This window comes from Streptococcus sp. 4886 (assembly GCF_013276485.1).
Taxonomy (GTDB): Bacteria; Bacillota; Bacilli; order Lactobacillales; family Streptococcaceae; genus Streptococcus.
Window position 1 is genome coordinate 189,528 of the sequence record NZ_VMLD01000014.1, and the last position, 20,652, is coordinate 210,179.

At 37.9% G+C, this 20,652-nt stretch carries 20 protein-coding genes and 4 pseudogenes; 3 read left to right on the forward strand and 21 right to left on the reverse strand.

The annotated features are described in order from the left end of the window. Positions 1–62 precede the first annotated feature (62 nt). On the reverse strand, positions 63–266 hold the full coding sequence (locus tag HT679_RS07455) for an excisionase (protein WP_000814511.1): 204 nt from the start codon (positions 264–266) through the stop codon (positions 63–65). Here HT679_RS07455 and HT679_RS11400 point away from each other — a divergent pair. Continuing rightward, on the forward strand, positions 250–501 hold the full coding sequence (locus tag HT679_RS11400; RefSeq protein WP_001845478.1) for a hypothetical protein: 252 nt from the start codon (positions 250–252) through the stop codon (positions 499–501). The genes HT679_RS07455 and HT679_RS11400 overlap by 17 nt on opposite strands. A gap of 225 nt (positions 502–726) precedes the next feature. On the opposite strand, the gene HT679_RS07460 is transcribed toward HT679_RS11400, so the two are convergent. Together HT679_RS07460 and HT679_RS07465 are read right to left on the reverse strand one after the other, a co-directional pair. Further along, positions 727–957, reverse strand: a complete 231-nt coding sequence (locus tag HT679_RS07460) for a helix-turn-helix domain-containing protein (protein WP_000857133.1) — start codon at positions 955–957, stop codon at positions 727–729. Next, on the reverse strand, positions 954–1,376 hold the full coding sequence (locus HT679_RS07465) for a sigma-70 family RNA polymerase sigma factor (protein ID WP_000804885.1): 423 nt from the start codon (positions 1,374–1,376) through the stop codon (positions 954–956). The genes HT679_RS07460 and HT679_RS07465 overlap by 4 nt, the downstream gene beginning before the upstream one ends. Before the next feature lie 504 nt (positions 1,377–1,880). On the opposite strand from HT679_RS07465, the pseudogene HT679_RS07470 reads away from it, so the two are divergent. Beyond that, positions 1,881–2,102: pseudogene (locus HT679_RS07470) on the forward strand (helix-turn-helix transcriptional regulator); the annotation flags it as partial. Positions 2,103–2,175: 73 nt separating this feature from the next. Here HT679_RS07470 and HT679_RS07475 read toward each other — a convergent pair. From HT679_RS07475 to HT679_RS11585, 5 genes and pseudogenes are all read right to left on the reverse strand, one after another. Next, positions 2,176–5,094, reverse strand: a complete 2,919-nt coding sequence (locus tag HT679_RS07475) for a Tn3 family transposase (RefSeq protein WP_001240982.1) — start codon at positions 5,092–5,094, stop codon at positions 2,176–2,178. A gap of 3 nt (positions 5,095–5,097) precedes the next feature. After that, a complete protein-coding gene (locus tag HT679_RS07480; protein ID WP_000576156.1) occupies positions 5,098–5,652 on the reverse strand; it encodes a recombinase family protein in 555 nt (184 codons plus the stop codon). Positions 5,653–6,006: 354 nt separating this feature from the next. Beyond that, complete coding sequence (gene erm(B), locus HT679_RS07485) at positions 6,007–6,744, reverse strand: 23S rRNA (adenine(2058)-N(6))-methyltransferase Erm(B) (RefSeq protein ID WP_001038790.1); 738 nt, start codon at positions 6,742–6,744, stop codon at positions 6,007–6,009. Positions 6,745–6,868: 124 nt separating this feature from the next. Then, positions 6,869–6,952 (reverse strand): 23S rRNA methyltransferase attenuation leader peptide, encoded by an 84-nt coding sequence (locus HT679_RS07490; RefSeq protein ID WP_001814874.1) that lies wholly within the window; start codon positions 6,950–6,952, stop codon positions 6,869–6,871. 48 nt (positions 6,953–7,000) lie between these two features. After that, positions 7,001–7,086, reverse strand: a pseudogene (locus HT679_RS11585) (MLS leader peptide); the annotation flags it as partial. 283 nt (positions 7,087–7,369) lie between these two features. On the opposite strand from HT679_RS11585, the pseudogene HT679_RS07495 reads away from it, so the two are divergent. Beyond that, positions 7,370–7,507: pseudogene (locus HT679_RS07495) on the forward strand (XRE family transcriptional regulator); the annotation flags it as partial. A 59-nt stretch (positions 7,508–7,566) separates the two neighbouring features. On the opposite strand, the gene HT679_RS07500 reads toward HT679_RS07495, so the two are convergent. From HT679_RS07500 to HT679_RS07560, 13 genes and pseudogenes are all read right to left on the reverse strand, one after another. Further along, positions 7,567–7,734, reverse strand: coding sequence for a cysteine-rich KTR domain-containing protein (locus HT679_RS07500; RefSeq protein WP_000336323.1), 168 nt, complete (start codon positions 7,732–7,734; stop codon positions 7,567–7,569). Positions 7,735–7,852: 118 nt separating this feature from the next. After that, positions 7,853–9,772 (reverse strand): tetracycline resistance ribosomal protection protein Tet(M), encoded by a 1,920-nt coding sequence (gene tet(M) / locus HT679_RS07505; protein ID WP_000691734.1) that lies wholly within the window; start codon positions 9,770–9,772, stop codon positions 7,853–7,855. Between the two features lie 15 nt (positions 9,773–9,787). After that, the gene (locus HT679_RS07510; protein WP_001814923.1) at positions 9,788–9,904 is read right to left on the reverse strand and encodes a tetracycline resistance determinant leader peptide; all 117 of its coding nucleotides are present in this window, start codon (positions 9,902–9,904) and stop codon (positions 9,788–9,790) included. Between the two features lie 244 nt (positions 9,905–10,148). Next, positions 10,149–11,081: a conjugal transfer protein gene (locus HT679_RS07515; protein ID WP_001224318.1), complete on the reverse strand. Its 933-nt coding sequence runs from the start codon at positions 11,079–11,081 to the stop codon at positions 10,149–10,151. Continuing rightward, the gene (locus HT679_RS07520) at positions 11,078–12,079 is read right to left on the reverse strand and encodes a bifunctional lysozyme/C40 family peptidase (protein ID WP_000769868.1); all 1,002 of its coding nucleotides are present in this window, start codon (positions 12,077–12,079) and stop codon (positions 11,078–11,080) included. The genes HT679_RS07515 and HT679_RS07520 overlap by 4 nt, the downstream gene beginning before the upstream one ends. Next, the gene (locus tag HT679_RS07525; RefSeq protein ID WP_000804748.1) at positions 12,076–14,253 is read right to left on the reverse strand and encodes a membrane protein; all 2,178 of its coding nucleotides are present in this window, start codon (positions 14,251–14,253) and stop codon (positions 12,076–12,078) included. Before HT679_RS07525 ends, HT679_RS07520 begins: the two co-directional genes overlap by 4 nt. A gap of 2 nt (positions 14,254–14,255) precedes the next feature. Continuing rightward, positions 14,256–16,703 (reverse strand): ATP-binding protein, encoded by a 2,448-nt coding sequence (locus HT679_RS07530; RefSeq protein ID WP_000331160.1) that lies wholly within the window; start codon positions 16,701–16,703, stop codon positions 14,256–14,258. Further along, positions 16,687–17,078: pseudogene (locus HT679_RS07535) on the reverse strand (conjugal transfer protein). Before HT679_RS07535 ends, HT679_RS07530 begins: the two are co-directional and overlap by 17 nt. Before the next feature lie 88 nt (positions 17,079–17,166). Further along, the gene (locus HT679_RS07540; protein WP_000342539.1) at positions 17,167–17,664 is read right to left on the reverse strand and encodes an antirestriction protein ArdA; all 498 of its coding nucleotides are present in this window, start codon (positions 17,662–17,664) and stop codon (positions 17,167–17,169) included. A 116-nt stretch (positions 17,665–17,780) separates the two neighbouring features. Beyond that, entirely contained in the window at positions 17,781–18,002 is a 222-nt protein-coding gene (locus tag HT679_RS07545) for a hypothetical protein (RefSeq protein WP_001009056.1), read from the reverse strand. A 42-nt stretch (positions 18,003–18,044) separates the two neighbouring features. Beyond that, complete coding sequence (gene mobT / locus HT679_RS07550) at positions 18,045–19,250, reverse strand: MobT family relaxase (protein WP_000398284.1); 1,206 nt, start codon at positions 19,248–19,250, stop codon at positions 18,045–18,047. A 22-nt stretch (positions 19,251–19,272) separates the two neighbouring features. Beyond that, complete coding sequence (locus tag HT679_RS07555; RefSeq protein WP_000879507.1) at positions 19,273–19,425, reverse strand: hypothetical protein; 153 nt, start codon at positions 19,423–19,425, stop codon at positions 19,273–19,275. Between the two features lie 2 nt (positions 19,426–19,427). After that, positions 19,428–20,651, reverse strand: coding sequence for an FtsK/SpoIIIE domain-containing protein (locus HT679_RS07560; protein ID WP_050077837.1), 1,224 nt, complete (start codon positions 20,649–20,651; stop codon positions 19,428–19,430). Position 20,652 lies beyond the last annotated feature (1 nt).

The following is a 20,652-nucleotide window of genomic DNA, read 5'->3' on the forward strand; positions in this document are numbered from 1 at the left end:
TATGGAAAGAGCCTTGATACGACTTAATACTATTTTATCATATACAAGACCCTTTGGCGACGCTAGATTGCGTCCAATGTATCTATAATTTTTTCAAATTGTTTTCGTTTAATCTGAATACGATTGCCATTCATAATCAGCCAATTTGCATTTTTATTTTCCTCTGCCAAGCGTCGTAGCTTGTTTTCGCCAATACGAAAATATTTTGACGCTTCTTCAATGGTTAGGGTATAACGTTCCCAAATAGGAATGTCAGTCTGCTTCATAAAATCCTCCTTTCCAAATCACTTATTTGGATTTCATAAAAGTTGTTTTACCAGCAATCGAACAGCTTTAGCAAAGCTCACGGGAGTTCCACCCCTGCATGGTTCTCATGTAGCCATACTCATTGCCTGCGACGGTTTTATCACGCTCGGACTATTGACTGTATGGGAGTATCATTATCACGATAAGAATGTCGTTGCAGGCAATCCTGCTAAAGATTGCTTCTCGGATCACTAACATGAATCGCTCGCTATCTTTATAAGATAGGTCATGGCGGTTAGTTCCGTTGGCTCTTTTCTTATCGAAACGTATTCGATTACTTTTATTCAGTTTTCAAAGAACAATGGCTCGTTAGCCTATCAAAACACATTGAAAGCTCAATATGCTTTGGTGGAATAACAAACCTCCCTGTTCGGGAAGCGTGGAATGGTTTAGCACGCTTCCACGAAAGGAGAGAGGATATTACTTAATTTCAAATGACAAAATCTTTGTAATCAGTCTGGTTTCCATTCTTCCACGTAAGACTTCATCAACGACCATACTTTGATTGCCATATTCATCTTTCATAAGTCGTAGGGAACGCTTCGTTATGTACCCTCTGTAATGATGTAGAATCTGGTTAATCGCTTCTGTATCGCCATCTGTTGCCTTTACAATGAGAGGAAAGGGAATCATAGGATATTGTGTTTTCATTCTTCAAATTCCTCCATAAACTTTTTGATTAAGGCTAGTCCACTGGTTCTATGCCGATAGACAGTAGAACGGTTCAATTTCAACAGGTCTGCAATTTCTGAATCGCTCATGTCCATAAAGTAAAACAGCAGTAGAATTTCACGTTTCTTGTCTGGCAACTCACGTAATGCTTCACTCAATAAATCATTTTCAACGCCTACTGATAACCCATTGAGTGTAAAAATCTGAAAGTCAGTTGAATAGTTATCTGTTGTCGCAAACTGGCTAACAAGATAATCGCCAACATCCGAAAAGGACACCTCACGCTTTGCAATCCTTGAAAGATAAAGCATATAATTCTTTCGCTCGTCTTCCATAGCACGTTTACAGATATAGTCAAACTGATTTTCTATTGTGGTCTGAAAAGAAGATGGTTTCATGTTTCTCACCCCCTTTCTGTCTAGGAAAGGAAGTGAGCCTTGCTCGTTTATCTCCTTTCACTCTTAGTCCCAATGTGAAAGGGGGATTTGTTGCATTACTGATAAATAAACTTTGTAAAAAAGTTCTGAATAGCCAAAAAAGCATATAAACAGATTTATTTCTCTGTTTACATGCTTCTGTTATTCTATCTATATGATTTATAAAACCACATTGGTGGACGTACTTATCTATTGCAGATAGACGACTTTTTTTGACAAGAACCCAATGTAAGGAAATTTATTGTATATGATGTACTTCATGGCGACGTTGACCTCCAACAAACCGCCATTTGGAAGTAATATACAATATTTTAACAGCGTAAATAGCACTACCATATAACGGTTTTTTTTATTGGCGTTTAGTAGTGCTTTTTATTAAATATAAACCTATAAACCATATAACACGTTTTTCTATACCTGTTTTTAATTCAGTAGGAACAATAAAATGTATAGAGGTGGTCTACTATGCGTAAAAAAGAAGATAAATATGATTTTAGAGCCTTTGGTTTAGCCATTAAAGAAGCTCGATTGAAACGAGGTTTAACTCGTGAACAAGTGGGAGCATTGATTGAAATTGACCCACGGTACTTAACTAATATTGAAAATAAAGGGCAACACCCCAGCATACAAGTTCTTTATGACCTTGTATCGTTACTTCATGTTTCCGTTGATGAATTTTTCTTACCTGGGGTCCCGAGCGCTTAGTGGGAATTTGTATCGATAGGGGGTACAAATTCCCACTAAACCAATGTTTCAAGGCCTATTTATTTTTTATATTCAATTCTCTTAAGTGTTTAGGAATAGATAACAAGTCAAATTTATACTCTCCAAGAAAAGTGATATGCTCCCAATTAATAGGAGATACATGCTTCATATACTTAGTTACTTCGGGATCTATTTTGACGAGATAATTATAAGCTGCTTGTAAGTAGACGGCGTTCCATATACTTATTGCATTTATTAACACATTAAGCGCACTAGCACTTTGAAGTTGTCGGCGAATATCGCGCTCCATAAATTTTCCGCGTCGCCCAAAAAATAGTTCTCTAGCTAAAGCATTAATCGCTTCTGTCTTATTTAGTCCATGAGTGATCCTTCGCCGTAGCTCACTATCTGTAATATAATCTATCATAAAAATGCTCTTTTCAATGCGACCTAGTTCTCTCAGTGCAAGAGCTACTCTATTCTTACGTGCGTATGAGCCTAGCTTTCCTAATAGTAAAGAACTAGATACTTTTCCTGTTTGAATCGAATAGGCGATTCGTTTAATTTCATCATAGTTTTCTTCAATAATTTTTACATTGATTTTTCCGCTTATATCTTCTGATAAGTTAGGGTAGTAGGAAGGTGATTTGATAGAAAATAATTGTGATTTTTTTATATTTCTGATGCGAGGTTCAAAATCAAAGCCTAGTAATGCGGTCATTCCAAACACCTGATCAGAATACCCATTTGTATCAGTAAAATGTTCCTCAATATCTAGATCTGTTTCATGATAAAGTAGGCCATCAAGGGTATGAGTAGCTTCCCTTGTATTAGTTGAAGCAACCTCGATATGATGAGTCGTATGCCTATCATTTATTGATCGAATCATTGTAGCTCCTTTTTCCATACTTTTGTAATGTGGATTAACATCGGATTTTAGAGCTGAGACGCCCACTGGGACGCGCATTCCGTCTGAAGCAGTGGTTTTTCCTTCACCCCAAAAGTCTGCAACAGGAAGCTTTAACTGATAATTAACCAAAACAGATTGAGCACGAGTCAGAGCTTCTTTATAAAAGCGCCATTGTTTGGCATTGGCTAACTGAGAATAAGAAATTCCAGGAGTTGATTGGGCCATTTTTTCAAGACCAATATTCATCCCTAAACCCAGCAAAGCAGCAAAAATAATTTTTCTTTCTTGTTCACTCGGCGGTTTCCCTGTAGAATCATGACTAAATTCTTGTGAAAAGTTGGTCCAACTGTCCACCTCAATTAAAAGATCACTAAGCCTTATCTTAGGAATTATTGAATAAAGTTTTTTTCTATATATTTCTGCTTCGCTAGGTGTAACTTTTTCCAACTTTTTAAGGTTTGCTCTTGAAATTCTCTTATCAACTGTCGAATAAAATTGAAGCTGTAAATCTAAAATTATTTCCCGATCCTTTAAATAGTCCTCAAACGTGTCTGGAATAGTTTCTGAATCAATACAAGCAGATAAATCAACTAAGTAATCATCAATATTTCGATGGATCATACTTCCTTCAACTGAAATATCTCCTGATCGAATATTGTTCTTTAGCTCGGTGAAAGCTACTAACTCATAGTAAGACCGATCTATTTTCCCCTCTTCTGGCCGAACAAGGCTTTTCCATTTTTTACTCACAAAATCAGTAGAAGTATCTGCCGGTATTTTTCTTTTACCACTATTGTGTAAATCAGTTAGTTGAGTTAGGGCCATGAGGACTGGATTTGCTGCCGGAGTTGCTTTGAACGAAAGGGTCCTCAATAACATTGGCGTGTATCTTCGGAGGTAATTAGCTTTATTTCGAACCATTTCTAAATAGCCATGATTTTTATTACCTGTAATTTTTTTAGCTTCTTCTCCATCTTGTACTAAATCTTCCCAAGGCATGATTCGTTCAATTTCGTCAAAAGGATTACTATCATTATCTTTTGCAAAGTGAAGAGCATCAATTAAAGAAGCATAATGTTCCAATTTTTTAGTAGCCAATTTTCCTTTTTCTTTTAACTGTTCTTGTGAATCACGTGTCCCTTTGCGTTTAATACTTGCTAAAATGCGGTCATTAATCTCAATCAGTTGATCGATCAGATATTGATGATGATTGACTAAAAAAGCAATAAGTAAAGAGTATCTTTTTTCAAGCTCAAAACGGGAGAAGTCATATGCATCATAATTTTCCCCTAGTCTAGCTAGCTGAAGAAACCTGTTCCGATTAATATGGGAGACATTAATTGTCCCGAGTCCCATGGAAGCAATCACTTCCACTTTTTTACAAATACTCATAAAGCTTTCTGGATTTGCCTTACCTGGAATGTCTTTTAGCCAAGCGAGTTTAGTTATTTTCGTCTCTTCATAAATTTGAAACAAACTCTCTAGTTTTTCAATTTGTATATCTGTTAATGAACAGAGTAATATTGAAAATAAGTTGTTTTCTGCTTTATCTCGACAGCGGCTTATAATGTCTTCAAGTGTAGCTATAGATGGAAAAATAATTCTTTTTCGAGTTAAGAAATCAATTGTTTTTTTCATTAGATAGATAGAGTCATCATTTTCTAAAGCTAGTTCAATTAAATATTCTATTAACTGTTTTTGTGTATTAGCACTACCGAATCGATGATAGTTGAATACTTCTAAGATCTCGTTGAAGTGATTTGCACGTGTATTTCTATGATCATATGAATTTAAATCAATTGCATCAAGATGGAGCTGTCGACTCACATAAGAAGTTAGTCTGGTTGATTTAATCGGCCAATTACTTAAAGAACACCCAGGATACCGGGCCAAACAAAGTTGTATCGCAAATCCTAGTTTATTGACCTTTCCACGGTGTTGATTAATAACCTCCAGATCATAATCAGAAAAACTAAAATACGCTTTAAAATCCTCTTCTGATAAGTGGTCTACAGAAAGAAGTTGTTCACGCTGTGAAGTAGTTAAAATTCTTTTCATAGCCATATCTTAAGCATTCCTTTTATTGAGGTAACGGTAAAAGGTTGTTTTGCTTAATTTAGAGGCATCAAGAATTTGACGAATAGAATACTCTTTGCTGTCATACATTTTTAAAGCTAAATCAATTGATAGCTTACCTTTACTTGGACGGCCCCCTTTTTTTCCTCGGACTCTGGCTGCCTTAAGACCAGAGTTAGTTCGTTCAATAATAATATCCCGTTCCAGTTCTGCTAAACTAGCCATAACTCGGAAAAAGAATCTTCCCATAGACGTTGAAGTATCTACGTTATCTTGAATAGATATAAAATTGACACTAAGTTCTTCAAATAATTCAGAAAGTTCAATCAAATGTTTAGTTGATCGTGAAATTCGATCTAACTTGTAAATGACAACAGAATCTCCTTCACGTAGTAGGTTGATCATTTCTTCTAATTGCGGTCGGTCTTTTTTCGCACCAGTTACTTTTTCTTGAAATAATTTATCAATTCCATAATGAGTAAGTGCATCAATTTGTAAACTAAGATTTTGATCATCCGTACTCACTCGAGCATAGCCAAAAATCATAAAAAAACCTCCTTAATTTTATAATTTAAATGTACCATAACTCATTAAGTATAACTATATAGGAACTATGAAAAAGGAACGGATTTTGGTACTTGATTTACTTAAAAAACATTTAGAAAAAGCAGGAAAATGAAAAGGTACCATAAACGGTCGTTTATGGTACCATTCAAATTTATCCTTATTGTACAAAATAACAGCGAAATTTTTAAATCTATTCCTTATCGATACAAATTCCCCGTAGGCGCTAGGGACCTCTTTAGCTCCTTGGAAGCTGTCAGTAGTATACCTAATAATTTATCTACATTCCCTTTAGTAACGTGTAACTTTCCAAATTTACAAAAGCGACTCATAGAATTATTTCCTCCCGTTAAATAATAGATAACTATTAAAAATAGACAATACTTGCTCATAAGTAACGGTACTTAAATTGTTTACTTTGGCGTGTTTCATTGCTTGATGAAACTGATTTTTAGTAAACAGTTGACGATATTCTCGATTGACCCATTTTGAAACAAAGTACGTATATAGCTTCCAATATTTATCTGGAACATCTGTGGTATGGCGGGTAAGTTTTATTAAGACACTGTTTACTTTTGGTTTAGGATGAAAGCATTCCGCTGGCAGCTTAAGCAATTGCTGAATCGAGACTTGAGTGTGCAAGAGCAACCCTAGTGTTCGGTGAATATCCAAGGTACGCTTGTAGAATCCTTCTTCAACAATCAGATAGATGTCAGACGCATGGCTTTCAAAAACCACTTTTTTAATAATTTGTGTGCTTAAATGGTAAGGAATATTCCCAACAATTTTATACCTCTGTTTGTTAGGGAATTGAAACTGTAGAATATCTTGGTGAATTAAAGTGACACGAATGTTCAGTTTTAATTTTTCTGACGATAAGTTGAATAGATGACTGTCTAATTCAATAGACGTTACCTGTTTACTTATTTTAGCCAGTTTCGTCGTTAAATGCCCTTTACCTGTTCCAATTTCGTAAACGGTATCGGTTTCTTTTAAATTCAATTGTTTTATTATTTGGTTGAGTACTTTTTCACTCGTTAAAAAGTTTTGAGAATATTTTATATTTTTGTTCATGTAATCACTCCTGAAGTGATTACATCTGTAAATAAATACAGAAGTTAAACGATTTGTTTGTAATTTTAGTTATCTGTTTAAAAAGTCATAAGATTAGTCACTGGTAGGAATTAATCTAACGTATTTATTTATCTGCGTAATCACTGTTTTTAGTCTGTTTCAAAACAGTAGATGTTTTATCTACATTACGCATTTGGAATACCAACATGACGAATCCCTCCTTCTTAATTACAAATTTTTAGCATCTAATTTAACTTCAATTCCTATTATACACAAAATTTTAAGATAATGCACTATCAACACACTCTTAAGTTTGCTTCTAAGTCTTATTTCCATAACTTTAGGGTTAACCATACGCAAGACCAATCACTCTCGGACAATACTCATGATTTTAATGATAAAATCCATGTTAAACCCATAGATAAGAAATACACCTGCAATAACCGTTACCTGTTTGTGCCAATTTAAAAATGCACCACTTTTTTATAATTAAAACGGTTGAAAACTGTACCACTAATAACTCACAATAGAGAGATGTCACCGTCAAGTTAAATGTACAAAATAACAGCGAAATTTTTAAATCTATTTCTTATCGATACAAATTCCTCGTAGGCGCTCGGGACCCCTACCTGCTAATAACTTGGTAAAAAGCACCCGACGATTACAGATAGAGAAATACATGGATAGCTTTACAGACAAAGAACTATCCTTAATGGAATCTTTAGCCAGCGGTATCAACGAAGCAAGAAACATCGAAGACTAATTAAAAGAATCCATACATAACGGAAAGAGCCGATAAAATGAGATTGTATTAATCTCATTTTATCGGCTCTGCGTCTTTGCGTCTGGCTCTGTAATCACAGTTACTTTGAACTGCTTTATTTCAATTAAATTTTCTTGTCTGCATTTCGGACAATAGAGGGGGAATTTTTTTAATTCAGTATCTTCCCTTATCTTTAATCGTGTTTTATTTCCACATACAGGACACAATATCCACTTGTAGTTTATAATAACTATCTCCTCCTTTACACTTTAATTCAAATCTTTATTAAAAAATATTTCATCTTATTTAACAAGAAACCATATTTATATAACAACATAAAATACACTAAGTTATTTTATTGAACATATATCGTACTTTATCTATCCGACTATTTGGACGACGGGGCTGGCAAACAGGTTCACCGGTAGTAACATGGTACCCTTTTAACTCTGTTAAACAAACACTACGTCCATTTGTAAAGAAAGTTAAATCACTACGATATTCTTGAATACACCGAGCAGGGATTTCTCCACTAAGAATGACCTCATTATTTTTCAATTGAGTGTCTACGATGTTCGCACAATATTTAGGAGCATCGTTGTATGCTCGTGAAAGATATTCCTGTGGCGCATAAATTTTAAAACTAAGATATGGCTCTAACAATTCTGTTCCAGCTTTTTTTAAGACTTGTTCCAATACAATAGGAGCAAGCATCCGAAAATCTGCTGGGGTACTAACAGGGCTATAGTATAAGCCATACTTAAAACAGATTTTACAGTCCGTCACATTCCAACCATACAATCCTTGTTCACAGCCATAGCGTATCCCCTCCATAACTGCATTTTGAAACGATTGATTTAAGTATCCAAGAGAAACCGAGCTCTCATACTGTACTCCGCTCCCTAATGGAAGCTGTGCTACAGATAGACCAATGGAAGCCCAGAAAGGATTCGGTGGAACTTCGATGTGAATGGTATACTCTGCTTTTTTTAACGGTCTTTCCATATAAATGACTGTAGGCTCTTTTATTTCTATCTCCACATGATACTTTTCTTGCAGCAGAGCACAAGTCACTTCCATTTGTACTTTCCCTAAGAAAGAAAGTATGATTTCATGTGTCGCAGAATCCACATAATATCGCAGAAGCGGGTCACTGTCGGAGATTTCTAAAAGTGCATCAAGTAACATTTCCCTTTGTTGAGGTTTGCTCGGTTCAACAGTCGTTTGCAGCAGAGGGAGGGGATTTTCAATTCTCTCTCTCTGTGGCAATAGCTTTGTATCTCCAAGAACACTATTTAACTTCAAAAACTCATTCTGCAAAATAACAATTTCCCCGGAATAAGCCTTATCGATTTTACATAATTCACCATTTATTGAAGTATACATTTCTGTAATTTTTATTTTTTCCTTTTCCGATATTCTAACCGAATCTCGCAAATGCAGTACGCCACTATAAAGACGTATATATGCAAGACGCTGTCTTTTTTCCGAATACTCAATTTTGAAAACATTTCCGCAAAGTTCAGACGGACCTCGATGTGTTGATGAATAAAATTTATTAGTAATAACTTCTATAAGGTTATCAATCCCTATATTACTTTTTGCACTTCCATGATAAAGAGGGAACAGAGAACAATTCTGAAATCTTATGCTTTCCTCTTGTTCGAGTTCCAATGCTTCTAATGATTTACCGGACATATATTTCTCTAAAAGGTCATCGTTTCCCTCTATTACCGTATCCCATTGTTCAGATTCGGTAAAGTTCGTCACACACATATTAGGATACAGTTCTACCTTCTGTTTGATTACAATTTCGGCAGAAAGTTTCTCTTTAATATCCTGATAAACCGTTGATAAATCAATTCCATTTTGGTCAATCTTATTGATAAAAAAGATTGTGGGAATCCCCATTTTCCTAAGTGCATGAAATAATATACGAGTTTGTGCTTGTACGCCATCTTTTGCAGAAATCAGTAGAATTGCCCCATCTAAAACTGATAATGAACGATATACTTCTGCTAAGAAATCCATATGTCCTGGCGTGTCTATGATGTTCACCTTCGTATTTTCCCACTGAAAAGAGGTTATTCCTGTCTGAATTGTAATTCCTCTCTGACGTTCTAAAAGCGTATTATCCGTCCTCGTTGTACCTTTGTCCACGCTTCCTAATTCTGTAATCGCTCCACTGTTATATAATAAGCTTTCTGTTAAGGTAGTTTTTCCCGCATCAACATGAGCTAAAACTCCAATATTAATAATTTTCATGTGATTTTCCTCCATTCAAAAGCCCAAAAGGGCATAAAAATCCCAGTGATAAATACTCTTATCACTGGGATTTTTATGCATAACCATAGGCATACAAAGCATACAGATATTCTCCGGATACTTTAGAATCACATGATAAAGGTATTCTTAAACTGGGTACAAAAAACTAAGCCCTCCTAAAAAAGGACATCCAATTATTTGTTCCCACTATCAAATTGACAGTTTATTTAAGAATACCTTGCCGCATATTTATTAACTCCTTTTAAATAGATACTTAAATAATAGCACGTAAGAGCATATTTGTCAAGGAATCTCCAATTTTTTATCAAAGAGAGTACGTGATTACAAAATAGCTGTAATAATGTACCAATATTTGTTATTCTATAATCTTCCAATTACTCCCGTTCTTTTCAAGTACCAAATCAAATTGAGATACCTGCGTTGCTTTGGTCTGCTGGTCGATATACTCCACTGTCAGCGATACCGTGACTTGATTATCCTTACGATTGTGAATAGGATTTACCAGTTCTTGAAAGATGTACTCTTTTCCGATTGGTTTTAATATCCCGTCATTCACATAGTAGGAAAGTTCACTGGCTGTCGCTGTAGGATAGAGCTTGAAGAACGTCGTTAAAAACTCATTGATTTCATTGGTTGTAATGGAATCAACCGTCCCCTCACTTTCAATGGCTTTTGGTTTATAACTTGATTTCTTAGGTATGTTGGTAATGGTCGGATTCTTAACCAGTACCATATTTCCAGAACCATCTACATAGACACTCACTATATAAGCAGAGTGGACGGTCTTTGTATTTTCTCCCTCTGTAATGAGCTGGTCTACACTGTAGGTTACATTAAACTCATTGTCGCCAGTTGGCTCTACCGTCCATATCTGAAATCCTCTTACAGAAGACGATACAGGAATATCTTTGCGTACTGTATCAACATTGAGAGCTTGAAGTTCATCTGTCAGATAGCCTTTTAGACTTTCCATTCGATTATCAATGGACTTATCGGATTGCTCCCATGAATAGTAGACTTTCGCAAAGTTCTCTACAAAATTTTCTACATGATGAGTATCAACGTATTCCTTTTCTATGATAGTTGTTTCGTGAATAGTATGAGTATCTATAGCTGTAAAGTGCTTGAATATCGCAAAGCTGAAACTAAGCCCTAAAAGTACCCACAAGGCAATCACAACCTTTTTATGAGGATTGACCTTATAGACACGAGGTTTCTTTTCCTTTGGTATCTGTTTTTCTTTATTCTGATTTTTTCTAAATTTCATCATTAAATCTTCCTTTCTCATTGTTTGATTCGTCCTGCTCCCACTAAATGCTGTTGCCAGTAGGGGCTTGTTAAGTCGGCATAACCGATTGGGTCGCCTGCATGAAACATACGGTTATTGCCAAGGTATATCCCAACATGAGTAATATAAGAGCCAGCGTTATAGGTAGAATGAAAGAAAACCAAATCGCCAGCTTGTGCTTCCGATAGTGGGATATGCTGGGTCACATCATATTGCTGTTGTGCGGTTCGTGGTAAGTTAATTCCAGCTTTTCCATACGTCCATTGTGTCAGTCCGCTACAATCAAAAGAAGTAGTCGGGGAAGCTCCACCGTAAACGTATCGCCAGCCCTCATATTTCAGTGCTTCGTCCATGATGGCTTGTACCGTATCATCATCAAACTCTGTTGTGACAAGATACTGCGTTACCAGTTGCACATAAAACATATTGCCATAGTTGTATCGCCAGCCCCCATTGATAGGTATGGCTATGGGATTGGGGTAAGACACTTTTTCGCCACCTGAATACTCTTTTGAGAAACTTTGAGCCAGTTCAAAGGTATATTTATTTCCACGATTAGCCACATACCCTAAGAAACCACCACCATAATTGTAGGACTGGATAACCGATTCTAAATCTACACTGAGCCTTTCGCTACTGGCTAATAATTCACTGAAATACTTCACACCTTGCTTAATGGATTCTTCTGTACTCAATGAATTAGGTGGAAGACCGAGGGATTCCGAGGACTGCATAACATCTTCCGCAGTACCGCCCGATTCCACCTGTATAATCGCAAGAAGTATGTTGACATATTCTTCAACGCCATATTCTTTGGCATATTTTTCTACCATAGGCTTATGAGCCAGCACTTCTGCGGAAACATTCACACCTCCATAATGAATATTGGAAATTCCGCTGTCCTGTTCATCTGAAAATAAAATGGCAACAAACAGAAGCAGTGAGAAGACCATCAAGAATAATCCAGAACCACCAATCACTAAAGTTTTCAACTTCATGGTTTCTTACCGACTTTCTTAATGGTGGCGGTTTTGATTGGTGGTCTACTTCTTGTATTTTGTAGTGGTACTCTTTGAACAGTAGACGGACGTTCTTTTGTGATTGGACGTTGTGAAGTTCTATCTGCTGTAGTGGTTGAAGTTGCTGGCTTTTGAACGGTTTTTTCTTGAACGGTATTGCCTTGGCGTTCCACTTTTGGACTTGAAAAATCGGACTTAACTGCTGGACGCTCTTGTTTGGCTTGTTGAGATTCCTTATATGAAGTCTGAATATTAGACTGTTTTGAGGTCTGTTCATCATGATATTGTTCTTGTCTTGTAGTCGGTCTTTCATGAACAGAAGAAGCAGGCTGTTTTTTCTGTTTGACCTGTTCCATTTCAGAGCGACGCTTCGCAATGGTTTTTCGCCTTTGTTCCTGCTGTTCCTTGCGTCCACTGGCTCTGTCCGCTTTGGTTTGAGAAATACTACTGGTTAAATCACGGACATTCTCTTTTACTTTGGATTTTCCTTGATATACTGCATATCTTGCATTGGTCGGCAAATCTTTAACCTGTTCTTTCAAACCACTAGCAGTGTCTACCATTCTGTCTTTGGTATCAGCTACTGTACCGATGGTTTGACCGATACGTTTTCCAAGTGTTGATTTTTCCTTTCCGTCTGGTCGGGAGTGATCTGCTTGTGTCCTTGCAGAACTCCCCGAACCCGACTGTCCTTTTTTACCTGTAACAATGGCAGACCCAGCCCCTAGAGTAGTCATGGAACGTCCAAGTTTCCGCTGTAGACGGTGCATGTGAGCGTGCATAAGCATACGAGGTTTTCTCATCACACGACTTCCCACACTTTGAGAATCGTTACTCTGTAGAGAAAACATACTCATTAAATCGCCCAGCTTGAAGTAGATTCCTGCAAAGGTCACAATCTGTAGAAAAGCAATCAAAAAGAACGGATAACCAGCCGATAAGGTATAGAGCATGGTTGAAATACTAAATGCTGTCGTAATAATCAATGTGATTCCAGCTCGTGTCAAAATGGTATTAAAGAGCTTTGTTATGGCTCGTTTTGACATACCATCAAATGATGGAATCATGCTTAAAATAAAGCTCACAGGCAGAAACATAGCATAGATGATAAAAAGTACCTGCGAGAAAATCATGATTCCTGTTAATAGGAATACAAATATGGAAATCCCAATATTGAAGACAAATAGGAAGAAGACTGTACCTAAACGGTTAATGGTCTTTGTAATGGTTAGATTGGTATTGCTTCTGTCTTCAATTTCTTCCGCAACAATTTTTTCTCTGTCTTCGCCATTGTTGGAATCTGGGCTGGTGGAGAGCAGGCTTTCCACACGGTCAATACCGATACTTTCAATGTCTGAACTGTTGTATTGAAGCAGTAGCCACGGTTGCTGAACCTGTATGGAAAACAGGCTATCTCTGATTAAGTCCACGCTGTCCTTGCCTTGACTATCGGAATGGGGCATGACAATCTTCGTGCCAAGTGATAAACTGGCATTACTGATGTCTGATGAAAAGTCATTGATTTTTTTAATGTAGTCGGGAGCGTAGGCAATAAAGGAAGCCGATAGGATAAACACCAGCACAAAATTCATAATGGCATGAATTGCCTTTGTGGTTTCTCTCTTTATCAGTCCCGTATAGGCAACATAAACCCCAAGAACCAAAATCAAGAGTAAGAGGAATCCAACATAGAAACCCTCTGTTGAAAATCCGTTTGCACTCACACCAGCTAAGGTCTGCATATTCTTACCAATGGAATCTGCTGTAGCGGAAATGAAGTCTAAGGAATAGGCTTCCTGTACTAAGTAACCTGTCGCATTGGAAACATACAAACTGATTGTCCAAATAAAATTGGTAATGGCATATAGTCCATACATGACCTGTTTTCCAATCCCGTCCGACCAGTTCCACGGAAGCCAGCCCCAGCTATTATCCACATAAAAATCCAGTTGATAGTTTTCAAGTGGGTATCGGCTGTATTCATTTGCCACATTGACCGTATCATCTACCAAGCCCGCAGCTTGAACCACCGTTCCCAGCATGGCTAAAAGAAAAATGGCAATCACAAGTGTGAAAGCCACTGTCATTGCCACTTTACCTAGACGTTTCAGCGTCCAGTTTGATTTTATTCTGTTTACTATTGATGGTTTCACATTTACACCTCTTTTCGCACAGGTGGTCTGGTATCAAAGGCATGGAGCAGTTCTTCAAATACAGGGTGGAACTGTATCACACCGACACGACCATATAAATCACTGATAAGGCATTGCCCGTTTTCCAAATCACGCAATCGCTTCTGATTGTTTTCGTCCTCTGGGTCTACACCAAAAAAGGCTAAGGTCTTTTTAATCTCGTTAAGGTCAGTGGAACGAAATGCAAATTTTAAGCCGAGGTTATTTTTCAGTTTTTCATCTAAGAGGTCGTCTGTATTTTGGGTCACGAAATATACCCCAGCGTTCATAGCACGACCAGCCCGAACCAGCTTCATAGATAGTGTTTTTCCTTGTGCTACCTGTAAAAAGCTCCATGCTTCGTCTAAATCTACAATCTTGAAAATGCTTCGGTCTGTATGGATAAAGTCTAAAGCAAAGGTACTAATGACAATCAGCATAGCAACGGATAAAAGCTCCATAGTGGTATATTCCTCAAAGGAAGTTTCCTTGTCGGGAAGTACCAAGTCCGCAACCTGTATAATGTTCAGTTGTTTTTCTAAGCTGATAGACTGCTCCACATAACCATTACTGAATAATAAATGTGCAAAGTCATAGTCTGTAAAACTTTCGATATGGTCGGCTATACTGGTACTTAGTGGCGTATTCTCAACCCGTAATTCCTCAATCACTTTCATCAACCCTCGTACTTCACTATTGGTTACTGCACGAATGGCTTTTCTAAGGATTGGGAAGCGTTCCCCATCACGAGAGGAAATCCCCGTAAGGAATGTCAGAATATCAATAGCCAGTGATTCAGAATCTTTGGGATTTTTCATAATCACATAAGGGTCAAGTAAGCCTTTGTTTTTCTCATCAGAAGTCAGAGTGACGATATTGATTTCATGGGAAATCTCTGGCAAGGTTTCTTTCCATCTGCCACGTTCTGCTTTTGGGTCTACAATCACTGCTTGTGCCCCATAAAGCACCGCATAATAGACGATAAGGTTATTCGCAAAGGATTTACCACCACCCAGCGAACCAACAAAAGCCGACGCTAACGCATTGGTTACTGAACCCTTAACCCCTTGACTGGCAAGAGCAGGTTTCAGATAGACATTGCGTCCAGTATCTAAGCTGTAGCCAACATAAATCCCCTCATTTTCCCCCAGCATTTGAGTAGCACCAAAACCTAAACCAGCGAGGAAATCAGAGGTCACGTATTGAATATAATCATTCATATAACGCTTGCTGGCAGGTAAAAATTCTTCATGTAAGCCGAGCATATCCCCAAATGGTCGTACCAGTTTTACGCTTAAATCGTCATAAAAATCTTTCACTTCATTACAACGACGTTTGAGTTCGTCAAGATCATTTGCTGATACCCTTACCACATAAGACAGCTTGTACATAGATTCCTTGCTTTGGTCTAAATTGGTTTCCAGCTCATTCACACTTTCCAGAGCTTCCGCCACATTGGAGCTGGTTTCATTATCACTTTGCCAAGCGTGGTTATCCAAGTCTTTCAGTTCTTTCTTTTTATTGCGGACAGTAGATAGGGCTTTACGATTCGCTACAATTTCCACATTCATTGACGTATCAATCGGGAATGTAAATTGCTGTTGCTGGTAGTAGAAGATTTCAGAGGACGGGAAGTCCAGTTCTCCGACAATGCTGTTAATGGTAAAGTAAGCTACATAGACGGTTTCATCTTCCTGCTGGATTTTCAAATATCGCTGTTTTTCTTCCACCAAACAGCGAGTAGGCTTAATCAAGTCATAGTATTTAATCAGCGTTTCATTATCCAGCTTTTTCTTTGATAGATGGTACTCATACTCTTCATAGGCAGTGCCTGTCTGTCCGTAAAGGTGTTCAATCAGATAGCCGAAGTCGTCCTTATCTAACCTGCGGATTTTGAAACGACGAGAGATTTTATTTTCTAAGAGCTTTTCCATCTTCTGAAAACGCAGGATTTCATCATTACTCATACTAACAAAATCGCCCATCAGCTTATGGTTCACATCATAGACAAAATCAGACAAAGCATTTTTTGCTTCAACGGTAAGACTTTTCATAGAAAACTCCTGATCGTTGAGAAGCAACTTAAAGCCGATAAAGAAACGGTAGTTCACTTGATTTTCGCCAATCATGGATATTAAAGCGTCTGTCTGTTGGTCGATTTTGTCATAGGCAACCGCTTTGAGCTTGCCAGTGACTTCATTTTTGGAACGCTCTTGTGCAGAACGTATGCTGGATTCTGTACTGATTTGTAAAGCATGAATTTTGCCATCACGATTTTGTGCGATAAGCTGTCTGAAAGAATCATGCACTTGTATTTTCTGTTCTGGACTTAGAAATGAGTAATTGTAAGGAACAAGCTCATAGTAAGCATAACATTCCCCGTCTTTATTCCAGACGAGATTGTTTTCAATGTATTTAATTGGATATGCCATAAAATTCACTCCTAACTGCTGTAATGGCTTCTTGTGGCTGGTTTCTGCCAAGCGTTACTTTTTTCCTGCATAGGTCAGCTTTGGTCGCAGTGCATAAGCAATGACAGACTTCAAAAATCCATAAGGCTTTTTACCATCAAAAGTTTTTGTAGACATAAACCATGTGAAAGCCACAGGAATCCCAAAGTATTTGAGAAATGCTCCCTCTATCATGGAAAGAGGGGGCAAGTTGCCAAGTATCATCACTGCAAAGAGTGACACGACAAACCATGTCATTTGCGTAAAGGTTATGGGAAACGGAAGTCTAAAATCATTGATAGAATACAGTACCTTTTCCACAGACCAGATACTGGTATAGCTTCGTATTTTCTTCATGTAATCAATCCTTTCATAAAAAATAGGGGTAGCTGATTGAGCCACCCCGTAAAATAGAAAATCTGCCAGTAGTAATGTACCGACAGATTTAATAGACGATTTCAAAAATCCCATGATTGGTTGAGATAAACGTTCCTGAAAGGTCTAAATCCCGACCATAGGCTTGATAATCAATATAGTTTTGAAGACTAGCTGGTACTTCGCCTAAAGCACCCGTTTCTTCAATGTAGTAGCGTGCCACGTCATACATATCATCACAATCGGAATGAATGATAATATCCTCTTGATGTTCGCTTAGTTCTTCAATGCTTGAAAAATGAGTGAGCAGAGCAGATAGCTCCGATTGTAATTCTTCGGGTAATTCCGATACCATTTCCCATAGTCGATTGAGTTCGCCAATGGAAGTGTATTCGTCAACCGTAAAGGGTAACTCGTAGTCATGAATGGCGTATTCCTCATATTCATCATTCAAGCCGATTTTCTCTTTGACTTCCTCAAAGTCAATGGGAAAGGTAAACCACGCACCGACCAATTCGCCCTCATTGTATTTGCCTAAATTCGCAATATAGACTTGCATATCGTCCATATATTCACGTCCTTTCTTTGTAGAGATTCAAAAATCCCTACCGCACTTCGTTTGGTGTACCATTCCTTTGCGGAACATAAGAAAACCACTTATATTCCACAAAAGAACGGTTTTATTTAAGCACCAATAATGCGATTGAATAGCTCTAGTAAAATGTCTTTTACTCCAGCAGCGTTGAAGACTAAGCCAACCGCAATAATCGCAATAATTAAAAAGCCAATCAGTTTGCTAAACTCACGCTTGAAGCCAAGATACAAGCCAATCACAACGATTGCTAAAAGCACCAGTGATTGAGCGTTTGATAGAAACCAGTTATAAAGGTTTTGTCCAAAATTCATAAAAATGTTCTCCTCTCTATATTCAATGAATTTGTATTTGAGTTATTTTTTTGTTGTTATCACGTCCTGTTCTTTTACTGACTGTTGCTTCAAAATCTGCTTGTGTCGGTCTGTCAGTTTCGCATGGTCGAGAATGTCTTTTACAACCTGCGTCTGGTTGATTTCATCAAGTTTAATCGCAACCTTTAAGGTCGGGGCAACTTGATGAGATAGCCAGTTCAGCGTCCTTTGGAAGGAGTAAGGCTCTGGTTTTGTGGTTAGTTTTAATCGTTCACGATTGTTCCCAATAAACCAAGCCCATTCTTCATTCAGTTTCCAATCAGAACGAGGTTTGGAATCGTCTTTATCTACAAAACGGATATACCGATTGATAATTTTAAAGGCGGTATGCTCTGGATTGTCATAGACGAGTAAATCACGGACTGCATAATAGGCACGCTCATTTTTCAATCGAATCTCAAAACGGTTTTTTACTTCTGCGTCTTCAATGGGAATATCATTTTTCTTGTACTGCTCGTAGTCCTTTTCATAGATACAGAAATAAACTTCACTTTGTAATGAACCGATATAGAGGGTGTTTCCCATACATTCCTTTTCCTCTTTGCGTACCAGTTCGCCACTGCGATAGCTTTTAAAACTGCGGAAGACGGAGATACATTCTTCCTGTTGGCACTTTTCAGTGAGTACAGGGATATTCAAAATCCCTGTCTTATCGTTAATGGCAAGGTCAAGGCGTTTCATCACACCGCCAGCCACCAAAACGTCCATAAAGAACTCATACCAGCTTCTTTGTTGTGCCAGAAGATAGCTTTCAAATTGTCTGCACCCACGACCTTTCAATTCCACCAGAACTCCTTTGTCCAGTTCATGGGAGCAAAGGACGAATATGTCGCCTAAAGCATAATGCTCTGAATAAGAATAGAAACCATAGTCCTCATGAAGAAAATAGGACAGTTTCAGTTGTAAGATGTTTTCGACCACCTGCTGTACGTCTGTTGTCGGAAAGCGAATCCTTACATAATCAAACAGCATTTCAAGGGGAGCGTCGGGATTGAAGCGTTCCAGAGCTTCCCAAAGGGACTGCTGTAAATCCTCTGATGGCTTGACTTTTCCTGTTTCAATATCGCTTAGATACTGCCTTGTAATACCAGTCGCAACAGCTAAACGGTTTTGAGATAGTCCATAAGCCAAGCGTTTTTCTTTTAAATGCTGTAACCAAGTTTGTTCATTCAGTAAAAATCCCTCCAATCAAAAAGGCGTATGTCAACTTTTAAAGCCCATTTGACATACGCTGAAATTTTGTAAATCCCTTGTAACCAAAGGATTTTCTAATGTTTTTTTGACTGTTTCCTGTCGATTTGTACCCCCCTGTTAGATACGGGGGGTTAAGTGCTGGCGTGGCTATTGCCACACCAGCCAGCAAGATCAGTCCACACCTGCGACTTCCGCTTCGCACGTCGCCTGCGTGGACTGTCTGCTGTTGGATAACTTTTTAATTTCCTCCAAGAAATCATATCCTTTTGGTACAAGGGGAGTATAAAACTCTGATATGACACTTGTTCCTACATCAACATAGCCACGACCTTTGATTCGCTTTAAGAAGAAATCCTTTTGTACGTCACTGCCAAACATCATGCCATAGCCCATTTCAGACATACGACCTAAAGCCACTCTGAAATTAAACTGATCACGGATTCCGTCGCCTAAATATTTTGCGTCTGGACGTTGACAAGCCAGTATTAGAAAGAAGCCAGCTTGACGACCTAACATGACAATCTGTTTCAGCTTATTCATAACTGCGGTGTTTTCTTTTGTTCCCAGCATTTCCATGAAAGCGACGTATTCATCAAAGATTAAGAAGTGTGCCGGGAGACCTAAGTAAGCATAATTTTTGCCAGTCTTATAGTTCTTCATCTGCTTCATTTCCTCACTACGTTTCATCATTTCTTCATAGAATGTTTCAATGCAAGAAAGCAAGTCTTCTTTTCTATAGTAGACATTTGCCATCACAGAACCTAAGTCCGCAAGGTCAGCATTTTTCGGGTCAAGAATATACAGTTTTGAATCTGTATGAAGCAAGGCTTCAATCAGTGTCAGTATAAAGTAAGTTTTACCGCCACCTGTACCACCAGCAATCAACATATGAGGGAGCTTATCATATTCCCACCATACGTTTTTCATTAAGCGAAGTTTACCATCTTTAGCTTCTACTTCATCAATAGAAATACGACTGGCTATGGTGTCATAGAGCAAAGTATATTCCACATAGGAATCCTTTAACTCTTTATCCGTCAGCTCACAGTACAAGCCACTCTCTAATTTCTTTTCCAAGTGTAAGAGTTGGTCTTGATATTTTCCCAGCGTGATTTCCACCCGTATCTGTATCAAGCCATTTTTAAGTCGATAATACATTTTAGGGAAGTAGGTTATCTTTTCCTTTGTACGACCAGCACTATCTTTAAAGAAACCCTCTGTTTTGACCTGTTCAGATTCATACCACTTGTTTTCAAGTATCATCTTTGCCAGTTTTTGACGGTGGTAAAGTTGTTTAACCGTATCATAGCGAACCCGTTTGAATACAAACGCTATCGTAAAATGAAAGACTAAATCTTTACCAGATGGGCGAATCCTTTTACCACGCTGTTTCATG

Bases quoted from the DNA above. Each gene is read 5' to 3' on its own strand.
- HT679_RS11400 (WP_001845478.1), top strand. From the start codon at position 250: ATGTCAGTCTGCTTCATAAAATCCTCCTTTCCAAATCACTTATTTGGA.
- HT679_RS07455 (WP_000814511.1), bottom strand. From the start codon at position 266: ATGAAGCAGACTGACATTCCTATTTGGGAACGTTATACCCTAACCATT.
- HT679_RS07460 (WP_000857133.1), bottom strand. From the start codon at position 957: ATGAAAACACAATATCCTATGATTCCCTTTCCTCTCATTGTAAAGGCA.
- HT679_RS07465 (WP_000804885.1), bottom strand. From the start codon at position 1,376: ATGAAACCATCTTCTTTTCAGACCACAATAGAAAATCAGTTTGACTAT.
- HT679_RS07475 (WP_001240982.1), bottom strand. From the start codon at position 5,094: ATGGCTATGAAAAGAATTTTAACTACTTCACAGCGTGAACAACTTCTT.
- HT679_RS07480 (WP_000576156.1), bottom strand. From the start codon at position 5,652: ATGATTTTTGGCTATGCTCGAGTGAGTACGGATGATCAAAATCTTAGT.
- HT679_RS07490 (WP_001814874.1), bottom strand. From the start codon at position 6,952: ATGTTGGTATTCCAAATGCGTAATGTAGATAAAACATCTACTGTTTTG.
- HT679_RS07515 (WP_001224318.1), bottom strand. From the start codon at position 11,081: ATGAGAAAGGAAGATTTAATGATGAAATTTAGAAAAAATCAGAATAAA.
- HT679_RS07520 (WP_000769868.1), bottom strand. From the start codon at position 12,079: ATGAAGTTGAAAACTTTAGTGATTGGTGGTTCTGGATTATTCTTGATG.
- HT679_RS07530 (WP_000331160.1), bottom strand. From the start codon at position 16,703: ATGGCATATCCAATTAAATACATTGAAAACAATCTCGTCTGGAATAAA.
- HT679_RS07540 (WP_000342539.1), bottom strand. From the start codon at position 17,664: ATGGACGATATGCAAGTCTATATTGCGAATTTAGGCAAATACAATGAG.
- HT679_RS07545 (WP_001009056.1), bottom strand. From the start codon at position 18,002: ATGAATTTTGGACAAAACCTTTATAACTGGTTTCTATCAAACGCTCAA.
- HT679_RS07560 (WP_050077837.1), bottom strand. From the start codon at position 20,651: ATGAAACAGCGTGGTAAAAGGATTCGCCCATCTGGTAAAGATTTAGTC.